Consider the following 12,776-nt stretch of genomic DNA (forward strand, 5'->3'; position numbering starts at 1 on the left):
CTTTAGTTTATTCATTGTCATCTTACCTACCCCACCAAGCCGGTACGCTCTACACCTTCCACAAAATATCTCTGTACAAAAAAATACATAATGATCAGCGGCAGCATCACGAGCAGCGCACCCGCATTCGTCAAAATTGAGGAATACAGCGGGTCCATGGTAATCCACCGGATTGAGTTCGGCATAATAACCAGCTGCAAGGATAGTACCTTGGTGGATGATAAATATTGGGAGACATAGAAAATATCATTCCACTGCCATACAAACGAAAATAACAGAACCGTAATCGCTGCCGGTACGGCATTAGGGAGCATCACCCGGTAGAAGGTTTTAAATGCGCCCGCCCCGTCCACGTAAGCTGCCTCTTCAATTTCTTTGGGCAAAGAACGGAAAAACTGTCTGAAAATAAAAATATACAACCCGTTCTTCAGTCCCATAGCTAATGCGGAGGACAAAATAAACGGCCAATAGCTGTCCAGCAAATTAATTCCCTTGCTTCCTGTCAGCCAGCCGATCAAACCAAAGAAATCAAAGAAACGATAATTCAAATAGTTCGGAATCATAATCGTTTGCGGCGGAATCATAATCGTGAAGATGACGAACGTAAAAAGAATACCGCTCCCCTTAAACTTCAGCCGCGCAAACGCATATCCGGCCAGTGCGCAGGAGGCTACCTGAAGCACGGTTGTCGTACTTGACAATACCACCGAATTGAGCAAAGAAACCCAGTAGGACATATGATCAATCACGACGCGAATATTGTCCAAGGTGATATTTCTGGGAATCCAGACAACGGTTGGATCAAAGATATCTGACCGGCTTTTCAGCGAAACCGAAATTTTGACCAGAATGGGATAAATAATGGCAAAACAGATGCCGACGATCATCACCATACGAACGATCGACCAGATCCCGGATTGCAGCATTCTTCCCGCGCGGTAAAAGCGCAGCCGGTCTTTATTTACTGATAGCAAGCGTCTCATGCTTCACCAACTTTCACTGTTAATCCTGGTAGGATACTCTTTTTGACAGCACATAGGTGGTAACAACCAAGATCATGGCGATCACGATAAAATAAATCCATGACATGGCTGCGCTCAAACCAAAATCATGGTTTTTAAACGCCGTGTCATACAGCAGTGTCGTCATTTTATTATTCAGAAAGGAGTCGATAATCGTATACAAGACATTGGTCAATATTAGCGGCGACATCATCGGAAACGTAATTTTCCAGAATGATTCGTAGCCTGTTGCGCCTTCAATCTTGGACGCTTCATACAATGTCGGCGAGATCGATTGCAGACCGGCCAGGAAAATAAGAATCTGAACTCCTGAGGCGCTAATAATCTCGTAAATGCGATTAACGGCTCCCAGCAGGTAGCCTACTACCGCAGGACTCATGCCGGATTCAAGCAGAAGCTCTATGATGTTCATATTCCTCATCAGATTAAAGCTGGAGCTCGTATCCGGACTGCTTGCGCCAATCACTTGAGCCATATAGTCATTGGCATCCAAATTTGCAATAACACCCGAGGCGAGAATGACCGGCAGGAAGAAAATCGCTCTTGCCAATGCTCTGCCGCGAAACTTCTGATTCAGCAATACCGCGGAAAATAGACTGAAAATAATGATCAACGGTACGTTGAGCGCCATATTGACAACCGATTCCGTCAACACCCTGTTATACGTAGCATGGGATAAAACGGCGGAACGATAGTTCTCCCATCCCAAGCCGGTGAGCGAGAAACCGTCCTGTGTAACTGTCAGCTTGCTCAAGCTGAACTGAAAGGACTGAAACATCGGAACGGCAAACAAAAATATGAATCCGATCAACCAAGGGGTTACAAATAGGATGCCAAGGAATGATTTTTTTTGCTCTAAAGTAAAACCTTTTGACTTCATTCCTTATTCCTCCCAACCCAATAGCTCTTTGCGTCAATGATCCGTTTCTCTACGGTAACAGCCTCATCATTGAAATTCACAACCGATGCAATGCCGTTCTCATAGACAGTCTTGTAGACGTTAGGGGCTACCTGCTCATGAGCAATCATTCTTTGGCCTCTCATAGGCTTAAGCGCCTCGTTAACCTCTTGATACATCGCAACGGCTTCCTCCATCCAGTCCGCATAATAGTTGGAGTATAAGGAATTAAACGAGGTTCCCTTAAGTGAGGACGGCTTCTCATACATCCATTGATAGTAAACGATAGAGCCCGTCTCGATTGCGCGAAGCAGATTATAGTTATAATCCTGATTCAAAGCCAGATTAAACGGCTCTCCCGCGTAGTCGATATAGCCGCTAATCACCATTTGATAGAAAGGAACGGGATCATCCTCGATCATAAACTGATTGCTTGTCATGGGTGCGTTCAGAATCGTTGAAGCATACGGCAGCGTATAGGCATTGCCTCCGCGAACCGTAAGATCTGTTATCCGGCCTTGGATTTTGGCCAGTTCCTGCTCGATAACTTCTGCAGCCCCCTGGCGGTCATACAGCTTTTTGGCTCTATAATCGGCGTTTATTTCATCGGCCATATCCCGCAACGTTAAACCGGCAGCCCCCAGCTTCTGATACTGTGCCAGAAAACGATCGACGACAGACGGCAGCTTGGATGGGGACAGCACATAATGAGAAAAACGATCCCGATCAAATAAAAGGGTCGCCGGATTATAGGCATACAGCTTAGCTGGCTTGTTCGCTATCGTTTGCGCTGCATCGTCGCTAACCTTTAAGCCGCTCCCGCTGCTGTATACATCCAAAAAAGCCGCCTCAGGATAAAAGCCGATTTCATTTTGCTCCAGAAAATGCTGAAGCTCCTGAAATTGCTTTTTGCCGCCCAATTGGCTGTCCAGCTTGATTTTATGCGGCAGGGTGTGCTCTACCCCTTGATTAAACCAGCCGTTTAATCCCACCTTCATATGGCTCACCCCGGAAGCCTTCAACTGCTGAACAATCTCTTTCATTTGCTCATAGGTCGTCAAGGGCTGGACTGTCTTGTAAGGGATGCCAAGCCATCTTTTAGTGGCACTTACGCCGCCGATCAGCTCCAGAAAGAAAGGCATATCTGCCTGCGACTGCACATCAAGCCTTTTCATCTTGTTCTTGCTGACCAGCTCGGCCTGATAGTATTGCGCCATTCCGGAATAATTGGCCTTGCCGCCGGATAGAAAGCCGTAGGCTACCGTCAGATTCCCCTGATGCATCTTCTTCTGGAACAGCGTCGAGGAATTGGTCCGTTCCCCGCCGCGCAAGGTTACCGTATCTTTATTCGTTAACAAAAAACTGCTGAAAACCGCATTGTAGCTATTTACTCTTCCGCTAATATCCGCTTGAACGGCCGCAATGGCATCCCCCTCTTGAATCATGGCAATGAAGGCATCATTCCCTTTCTTCATCCCGAATACAGGCATGCGCGCGGCGATATTGGTTGTTAATTTCTCCTCCCTGGTAAGGAGCTTGTCCTCCCCGTAAAGCGGTATATAAGCCGCTTCCGCATAGAGCTTATTATTATTCAAACGGATCAGCGCGCCTGAGCCGTCAGGCACGAACATATAGCCCTCTTCGCTCTTTCCCGCTGCTCCGAAGTATTCCAGCAAGGAGACGGACAACAAATAGGTATCTCCTGTTTGGCGGATTTCTGACGCCGGAATTGTCACCCTAAGCTGATTATTGGCCAAGCGATACTCGAGCGGAATGGTAAACTGGGAGGCTTGACCGCTCTCCTCAGCGGCAATATTGTTTTGCTCATTATCCGTTTTCAGATCCTCTTCGGAATAGCCCGCTTTATCCAGTATGGAAATGACCTTCGCGAGAACAAAATCGGCGATATCCCGGCGCTCATAAATTTGCTTATCCTCCACAAATCTGAAGCGCTTCTTGAGCTCTGCCTTATCCTTGTCCTCTGTAAGCCTCTCTAATATACCTTCGAAGCGGTCCTTGCTGACCTTGGCCGGCACAGCTTCAATGCCGCGTTCCATTTTCCCCAGCGTGTATACAACCCGCACGCCATCGGCCAGTTTTGCGATTTCAAATTGCTTTAACGCTACACTGTCATGATAGCTGTCATATTCCTTCTCCTGCCCCGTCTTTGTCACGTAGGTCAGCGATAATTGGGACATCAGCTTCCCCTGGTGATACGGAGTTGCGATCGGGTCCTTAGCTGCCTGCGGCGGGTTGGAGAACCACATTTGCTTGCTTCTCGTATTTTTAACGGCAATTTCTGTCGTTTCATGGTTTAGAAATAGCTGAAGCTCGCCTTGCTCCGCAACAAGCTCCATGCCGGGGGACAAGGCTTCCTGCTCCTCTTTCGCCGCAGGGGGTATGGACACCGGCTGTTCAGCGCCAGCAGCAGAGAGGCTTGACCACCCGGCAGGCTGGGATGCCGCCTGCAGCAAAAAGCCTGCCAGCGCAGCAGCTAGTATAGATTGGAATAACCGTTTCATTTCTTCATCCCCCCTGAAGCCTGTAAGCAACTTCTTCATAAATGGTTGTAACAAAGTTTATGATTTGCTGTATAAAGGTGAAGAACAGCAAACCTAGGAAAATGATAATCCCCATCACAAGCAGGGTCAGCAGCATGGTCAATATCGTTTTGGAGGCGGAATATTGATGAATAGTCATCATCCCTACAAAGAGCAGGCCCGCGGACCATACATAAGCTGCTGTTTCAAAGAAATAATAGAAGGCTGCTTCCTGCTCCGTAATGACTTGGCTGAACAAAATTTGCGGAATATAGATGACGAGCACTGGAATTAAGGCATAGCCCGTCGCCATCAGGATGTCCCTGAATGTCCCTTCGCCTTCCATCAGCGTGGTCAGCGCCCAGTTAGCAACACACCATAGGAAGAACGGCAGCAGTACGTACAGCACTTCCATCAGACTGTTGAGCTTGTCGGTCTGATTGTAGTTCACAACGAAGCCGGCATATTGACGCTTGACAATAAAAGTGAGCGTCAGCACGCCAAGTAATGCAAAAACGAACCAAAGTCTTCCTCGCTTCTCATACTTCAATTCCCAGAAGCCTTTAAAGGGATGAAACGCATTGTAGATGCTGTAACGCAGTACGCCATAATCATCAACCTCTGTTTTTCCGAGCCTTCTGGCCAGGAAGATGACGATTGCCAGGACTGCAAACAGGCCGGCAACAATCATGGTGAAATGCTCCATCATATATGCCTTGCGGAAGCGTTCGAATGCTTTGGAGTAAAGCGGTTTGCTATTTCCGAGCTGGTAGCTTTCCATCGCTGCCTGATTGGCGCCTTCCTTAAGCTCGGTTTTACCGATGCCGATATAAGCAAGCTCCAAATTGGCATTCATGCGCTGCGCTTCCTTCCATGCCTCGGCGGCAATCTCATGCTCGCCCCGATTGTACGCCGTTACACCTGTCTTGATAAGCCGGCCATAGCGGGTTAGCTCAAATACGGTGATTTGATTAAGCTCTTTATCCAGTACAAGCATTTTATCTTCCCACATATGAATAGCAACGGGAATTTTGAATGTACCTGCCCGATTGCCGAGCTGGCCGAACTGATACATGAAATTGCCGTCTCTGTCATACGTGAAGATTCTTCCCCTTCTGGAATCCAGCACACTATAAATCCCGTCACTCTCCACCTCTACCGCTGCAAAAGCAGATTTCCCCGCCATACTGCCGGTTTTGGCGTACTGAATATCCCCCTCAGGAGAAAAATTCCCCCAGCGGCGCAGCACATCGTCACCAGAAGGATTCAATCTTTTGACCGGCTTCTCCGAGCCCGGATCAGCTACTGTAGCATAAATAAAGCCTTCATCATCAATACCTACATTGTTAAATTCTACCGGAATAAACTGGATCATCTTATCCTGCTGCTCTTTGGTCGAAATTTGCTTCCAAAATAGATCGGCCGCATCAAACTTGACGGGGTTTTGCCCGATAAAATTAGTAAAACTGCCGCTTTCATCGAAGACGATAATGCCTTCAAATGTACCTTTACTTACCACATACAAACGTTTAGCATGATCCACCGTCACCTTGATGGGTACGTATTGAAAACCCTGCTTCAACATTTCCGATTCCGGCGGTCCGACAATTTGCTTCAATTCGCCTTCCGGAGAAAGAATGACGATCCTCTTGTTTAATGTATCTGCAACGTACAGATTGAAAGCTTCATCTACAAATATGCCTTGCGGACCATTAAACGTATCCTTCACTCCGTTATTCATAAAGTGATCGATAACGAATTGAACCTCTCCGGCATGGTTCATGATGATGACGCGATTGTTGCCCGTATCCAATACATAAAGCCGCTTGCCCATCGTATAAAAGTCTTCCGGAGACTGCCAGGCGCCTGCCTTCGTTTGATCTCCGCGGATGACACTTGCCGGCAAATAAGGAAGCGGTGCTGGCTCTGCCTCTCCCCAGTAAGAATAATTATAGCCTTGATACATGGGGGTACTGGCAAGGGCTACGGTATTATTCATTCCGGCGAGCATGACAACCAATAAAAGCAGTATGCTCCCAACTCGTTTCATGTAGTTAAATTCACCTCTTATTCCTTCATCCCGGAAGTGGACATCGTTTCAATAATTCTGCTCTGTGCGAACACAAAGATTAGAATCGGTACAGAGATCAAAATAAGCGTTGCCGCCATCGAAGGACCTACACGCGCAATTCCTCCGGCAAGAATTTGTCCCATCGCATAATCGATCGTTTTCAACTGCTCGCTATAAAGATAAAGCCGCCCTGGCGAAGCTCCCTCATTACTGATCATCCACAGGCTTTGAAAGGAAAATATCGTTAAGGTCAACCAAGCCGGTTTCACATTAGGCATTACAATAGACCAATAAATCCGGAATTCGCTGCAGCCGTCAAGCTGAGCCGCCTCCAGCAGCGCATCCGGAATTTGCTCCATGAACTGCTTCATTAAATACAAGCCAAGAGACATCCCGAAGGCCGGGACAATAATGGCCCAATAAGTGTCAATCAGGTTTAACCAGGACATGGTCATAAAGTTAGGGATCGCCGTAACTTGTGTTGAAAACATCAATGACATGACGACGATCGAAAATAAAATGTTTTTGCCCGGAAACTTTCGTTTGGCCAAAGGATAAGCGGCCATTGAGGCAATAAAAATATGTCCCGCCGTGCCTGCTGCGGTAATAAAAAACGTATTAAACAAGTAACGGGTGAACGGAATCCACGACGCTGACAGCAAATGATACAAATCGACAAAGTTGTTTAGCGTAGGATGCCTTACAAAAAACTTGGGCGGATACAAAAACACCTCATCGAGCGGCTTGAAGGCATTGCTTATCACAAATAGAAGCGGCAATACCATAAATGCGCCGACTGTAAACAACAGCGCCATCAGCAGAAAGTCAACGAATCTTGAGCGATTGATTTTCTTTTGTTTGCGAAGCCTGAACTTCATCTGTTTTATTCACCGACTTTCCTGAGAAACTTCTGCACGGCCAGATTCGTACCCAGCATCATCACAAACAATACGGTTGCAATGGCGGAGGCGTAGCCCATCTCATACCGGATAGAACCGTAATCCATCAAATGGGTAACGATTGTATGCGCAGCATATTGGACGCTAGGAAAGCCGGCTATTCGAATGGCAACTTCAGCAACGGCAAAAGACGCCGTTATTTGAATAACCGCACCGAAAAGAAGCTGCGGTCTCATGGATGGCAATACGATATACCATAGCTCCTGCCATCGATTGCGTACACCGTCAATCGCGCCGGCCTCAATTAATGACTTGTCAATTCCTTGCAAGCCGGCAATAAAGGCCAGGAAGCTTGTCCCCAGGCTTAGCCACAGCTGGACCACGATCACAATGCCGAGAATATACTTCGGATCGGCCAGCCACATGATCGGCTCCAAAATAATGCGGTATTTCAGCAGGAAGGAGTTAATGAAGCCATAAGCATCATTAGAGAACATGAGCTGCCACACGACAAATGCGCTGCCGGACAAGGAAGGCGCATAGAAAATCAGCGTGGCAACCGCCCGCATTTTAGGGCTAAGCTCATTAATCAGCCAAGCCAAAATAAAACAAGCCATAAAGCTTATGGGTCCTGTAATGGCCGCAAATAAAAAGGTGTTTTTCATGGCAATGAGGAAAACGTCATCTGTCACAAACAACCTGGCGTAGTTTTGCAAGCCGACCCACTTTGGAAATTCCAGCATATTAAAGTTTGTGAAGCTGATAACGATAGACATCAGCACCGGCAGCAGCGTAAATACAAAAAAAATCAAATAGTAGGGAGCAAGCATTGCATATAGTTGACGGTTTGCCCGGATCTGCTTCATTAATCGATTCATCAAGCCTCTGCCTCACTATTCCGTAGGAAGATTAAATTCCTTCCTCTTAATCGCAATTTCCATATTGATCGTATTGGCATATTCTTCAATCGTCTCTCGCGGATCGCTGCCGCTAAGCAGCACTTCGAAGAATGCATTGTTCAAGTGACGGGCCGTGAAATAGCCGCCCGGTACATTCGGAATGCCCTGCACCCAGTTTCCTTGCTCCTCCAGCTTGACATAATCCTCGGAGCTCCAAGGCAATTCCTGAAGCGCCTCCAGATTTGCTGTCGGGTAGCGGGCCGATGCGCCCATAAGGGACTCCATCTCTCTGCCGAACGTAAGCTGTGACTCCTTGCTCGTCCACCATTTCATAAATTCCCAAGCGTCCAGCTTGTTGGCTGTCTTGCGGAACATGATCGCCCCCGCTGTACTTGCGCCCGTCTCGCGGTGAATCTGTCCATTCTCGCCCTTCATGCCCGGTACTGGCGCAAAATCCCACAGACCGCGAATTTCCGGAGCAAATACCATCAATTGATTATAGGCCGTGTAATCCGCAATCCCGATCGGCATTTCTCCCAGACGGAACCGGTTATTAAAATCAAATGCCTGCGGCAGCTTGTAGTTGGTATACAGCTCCGTCCACTTGCTGAACGCCTGAACGCCGATTTCCGAATCAAGATCCGTCGCTTTGCCGCCATCTCTGTAATACTGGCCCCCATTCTGGAACAGCAGCATCTCCATAATGACATTCGGCGTCATCGCCAGATCTAAATGCTTTTTCTTTAAAACCGGAATAATGGCATACAGATCCTCCCAGGTTTGAGGCACCTTCAGCCCAAGCTCCTGCAAAATATCCTTGCGGTAGAACATCATCGGGTAGATTTGTTTTTCCGGAAGCGCATAGATTCCATTCTCAAACTGAAATGGCGTGAACGCACTCTCTCTGAATCGTTTGCTCACCTCATCAAAGCCGGGATATTGGGATAGATCCTCCAATGCGTTACGCATCGCAAGATCAACAGCGTTAACCTCATTTAAAGCAATATCCGGGCCTCTGCCTGCAAGTGTCGCAGATAATAATACGGCGGGATCAACGACCCGCAAATTGACATGAATGTTCGTTTTGGCCGTAAAGTCAGACTCAATCATCGTTTTCAAAATTTGCGCCTGATCGCGCCCCTCGTTAATCCATACCTCCAAAGCGCCGGTCTGCTCGTCCACATTGCCTACATTGCTGTAATCCTCTACAAAGGAGCCCATAAACGACAACACATGGTGCTTCAGCGACTGCGGCAAAGACGGGCTAACCTCCGGGAGCTCGGCATCTGCAGATGAAAGCAGCATATAATCTATTTCCAGAGGCTGGCTCTTCATTTGCAGCAGCCATGTCCCAAGCGCGCCCGAGTTCGCTTTAAATTGCTCCAGCCTTTTAATGATCGATTCCGGATGGTCAGCCAGATCATTCAATTGATAGGCAACCGTTTTAATGACAGCGGCGTTATCACTTCCGCCCTTGGCGATTTTCTCCAGTCTGTCCAGAACTTCATTTAACCGCTCGCTTTGGCTGCGGAACTGCTCTGAAAGATCCGGAATCAGCTTTTCCAAATGATAATCGCGATAAGGATCAGGGACTGCGCCGGTTACCATAACAATTTTTTGATAGATTTGGTTAAGCCCTAAAATACTCGACTCTACGTAAGGAACGGTCTCCGACAGCTCTCCTAACGTCACTTCCATCTTAATGGAATGCTTGCCTTTCGTGAAATAGAGCAGAAACGGCTTTTCTTCCTGACCTAACACGCCCATCTGCCAATTTGCATCGTAACCGAAAGAAAGATTCTCCGCCTCTTTGAATGGAACAGCTCCGTCGATGGTCAATCTTCTTGACACGTTTAATCCCCGCAGCAGATTTTGTCTGTATTTGAATACAAGTTCGTACAGCCCCTCTTGCGGGACTTCCACTTCCCATTCCATCCACTGCCCGGCTGTATTCCAATTCATACCCCCGATTGTATTCAAACGGATTTTTGATGGATGGTAAGGCTCAGTAGTCGGACTAGTCCGGTCCATAATTGGATATAAGGTAGGATCTGATTTGTAGCGGGCATCTTCGCCTTGAATTTTTACTTGAGCATCCTTGACAGGGGTATACTGCTTCAAGCGATATTGCTCTTCCAGCTCAGCATAGGATGGAGGCACATCCTCCTGATGCAGCTGCACATACGCAATAACAAGCGGCTCTCTGACAGACATAAGCTGCACCTGATTAAGGCCTTTTTCGAAATAAAACTGATAGGGCTTCGAGTAGCTGCTGTCGCGATCTTTAAATATAGCTTCTTGCCATTGCGGACTTTCGATCTGCGAAGGACGCAAATCATTGCCGCGGTTAGCCCTCTCGATCGGTCCTTTATTTTCCCATACTCTCGTAAAGGTAAGCTTCTTCGCTTCTACAAAAGGAGTCTTGCCATTAATCCTTAATTCCCTTTCAATTGCTGCGCTGTTGCCTGCAACGGGATAATACTTCATGCTCATGTTATACAAGCCTGATTCCGGCACATCGATTTCCCACGAAACATACCCATTTTCATCCGTTTGAATTACCTGGCCGTCTGCTTGCTCAAAGTTTGAAAGTATTTGGGCCCCTTCGCTGGCCGTAACCTGCTCCGCACCAAGCTTGATGGTCCGCTTTGGCTGCTCCTTCCCGATGTACCGATGAATATAATCGCTGTACTTTCCTTCTTCAAGCCACATGTCTTGTTCTTGCGCATTGGCAACAGCCGACAACCATTTTGCGGAATTGCCCTGGCCCTTGCCGTACAGCATCGATGCCGCGCCAAGCAATAGTAATACAATGCCTCCGATTGCGATCGTAACGGTTGTTTTACGTATTGAAGACCTCGTTACGTTGTTTACCTTCAAGTTGTTCCCCTCGCTCCCCAAGGAGTGCAATAAGAGAAGCGCTTCCATTAATGGCTGCCCTCCAGCCACTAATGGAGCCTCCTCATTGTGCTGCCTCTTTACTTTTTCATCGCCTCATCGATTGAGCCTTGTACAGACTGCTTAATCGATTCCATGGCCACCTCTGCCGTTTGCTCCCCAGTCGTAATGGCTGTCCAAGCGTTATGAATTTGCCAGTCTACATTCGGGTAGGATCCGTATAAAACAGGAACCGGATTTTTCATCATTTCGAGCGCCATTTCAACCTCAGCTTCTGATTTCAGATTGGATTCAGCAAATTCTTCATGCTTTGTATCAAGCGTATCCCACAGAACCAGCTCCTGCCAGATGTGAGCCACATCAGCAGCGCGCTTAACATTTGCAGGCATGTACCACAAGTTAATATTTACTAGCGCATTGGTGTAGCTGTCTGCTTTAGGACCTTTCGGAAAAGCTACAAAGCCGAAATCATCCGCCATATTGGCTTTACGATCCGCGCCTTCCCAGATGTCGCCATGAGTCATGGCTACTTTGCCTGTGTTAAACGAAGTGATGTAATCATCCCATGCATTCGTCTCGTTTGGCTTCATCACTTTGTGCACGTTGTATAAATCTCCCATAAAACGCAACGCTTCCAATGTATTCTCATTCGTACCGGTGAAGGTTGGCTTGCCGTCTACCGTCTCCACGATTGTACCCTTGTTGGAATAGATCAGACCTTTCGCCAAAACGTTAGCGCTTGCTGCGAAGCCATATTGATCGTTTTTGCCGTCACCGTCTGTATCTTTTGTCGTTTTTTTGGCGATTTCCAGAAATTTATCCCATGTCCACTCGCCTTTTTTCTGCAGCTCCGCCAGATCAGGGAAGCCTTCACGCTCGAGAATGGCTTTATTGTAGAAAATACCCGATGCATTCATCATGTTATCCTCAGAGAAACCGTATACTTTGCCTTCAAAACTGCCCATCTGCTTCAAGCTGGCAGGCCATTTCGGATCGTTGAAGTCAAAAATATTGTCCAGCGGTTGTACAATACCGCTCTTCATAAAACCAAGCGCCCAAGGGACCTCCAAGCGTACGATGTCAGCCACAGGCTCGCCGGATAGTCCCGCTGCAGTCAGCTTGTTGATCGTCTCTTCTCCCCAGGGAATCGTAATATATTCGATTTTGGTATTATATTTTTCTTCGATCATTTTTTGATGGGCGATCATCCGGTCTCCAACCTCAGTACCAGCCTTTGGCGTGATGTCAACCCAGTGAGAAATTTTAATCGTTTCACCGTTCATATCGATAGCTGGTTGTTCATCTAATTTCTCATTTGACTTCTCATCAGAATTTCCATCCGGCTTTTCCGTTTCCTCTCCCTGCTTGGCAGGCTGATTGTTTTGTTCGGCCGACTTGCCGGACTGGGAGCATCCAATTAGACCCATCATGAGAACAAAGATAAGCAAAGCAACAATACTAAACTTTGGCTTCATATTACTTCCCCCTGTATGTTTTTTCGTTCAAACCGCGGTAGATCAGTTACATCATAACAAGCTGCCAGTTCCCT

At 47.3% G+C, this 12,776-nt stretch carries 8 protein-coding genes; all 8 read right to left on the reverse strand.

Annotation, left to right across the window (positions count from 1 at the left end; all coding sequences use genetic code 11):
- Positions 1–26 precede the first annotated feature (26 nt).
- The 8 genes from ACFQ0N_RS10055 to ACFQ0N_RS10090 all read right to left on the reverse strand — a co-directional run bounded on the left by ACFQ0N_RS10055 (position 27) and on the right by ACFQ0N_RS10090 (position 12,702).
- The gene (locus ACFQ0N_RS10055; RefSeq protein WP_379326004.1) at positions 27–926 is read right to left on the reverse strand and encodes a carbohydrate ABC transporter permease; all 900 of its coding nucleotides are present in this window, start codon (positions 924–926) and stop codon (positions 27–29) included.
- A gap of 76 nt (positions 927–1,002) precedes the next feature.
- Positions 1,003–1,902 carry a carbohydrate ABC transporter permease gene (locus ACFQ0N_RS10060; protein ID WP_379325465.1) on the reverse strand — a complete coding sequence of 300 codons (900 nt, stop codon included), beginning with the start codon at positions 1,900–1,902 and terminating at the stop codon, positions 1,003–1,005.
- Positions 1,899–4,442 (reverse strand): DUF5696 domain-containing protein, encoded by a 2,544-nt coding sequence (locus ACFQ0N_RS10065; protein ID WP_379325467.1) that lies wholly within the window; start codon positions 4,440–4,442, stop codon positions 1,899–1,901. Before ACFQ0N_RS10065 ends, ACFQ0N_RS10060 begins: the two co-directional genes overlap by 4 nt.
- A 4-nt stretch (positions 4,443–4,446) precedes the next feature.
- Positions 4,447–6,510 (reverse strand): YIP1 family protein, encoded by a 2,064-nt coding sequence (locus tag ACFQ0N_RS10070; RefSeq protein WP_379325470.1) that lies wholly within the window; start codon positions 6,508–6,510, stop codon positions 4,447–4,449.
- 17 nt (positions 6,511–6,527) lie between these two features.
- Positions 6,528–7,409 carry a carbohydrate ABC transporter permease gene (locus tag ACFQ0N_RS10075; RefSeq protein WP_379325472.1) on the reverse strand — a complete coding sequence of 294 codons (882 nt, stop codon included), beginning with the start codon at positions 7,407–7,409 and terminating at the stop codon, positions 6,528–6,530.
- A 5-nt stretch (positions 7,410–7,414) separates the two neighbouring features.
- A complete protein-coding gene (locus tag ACFQ0N_RS10080) occupies positions 7,415–8,308 on the reverse strand; it encodes a carbohydrate ABC transporter permease (protein WP_379325474.1) in 894 nt (297 codons plus the stop codon).
- Between the two features lie 15 nt (positions 8,309–8,323).
- On the reverse strand, positions 8,324–11,278 hold the full coding sequence (locus ACFQ0N_RS10085; RefSeq protein WP_379325476.1) for an extracellular solute-binding protein: 2,955 nt from the start codon (positions 11,276–11,278) through the stop codon (positions 8,324–8,326).
- Between the two features lie 29 nt (positions 11,279–11,307).
- A complete protein-coding gene (locus ACFQ0N_RS10090; RefSeq protein WP_379325478.1) occupies positions 11,308–12,702 on the reverse strand; it encodes an extracellular solute-binding protein in 1,395 nt (464 codons plus the stop codon).
- Between the last annotated feature and the right edge of the window lie 74 nt (positions 12,703–12,776).

Origin of the sequence: Paenibacillus sp. GCM10027626, from assembly GCF_042676285.1 — a bacterium.
Taxonomy (GTDB): domain Bacteria; phylum Bacillota; class Bacilli; order Paenibacillales; family Paenibacillaceae; genus Paenibacillus_Z.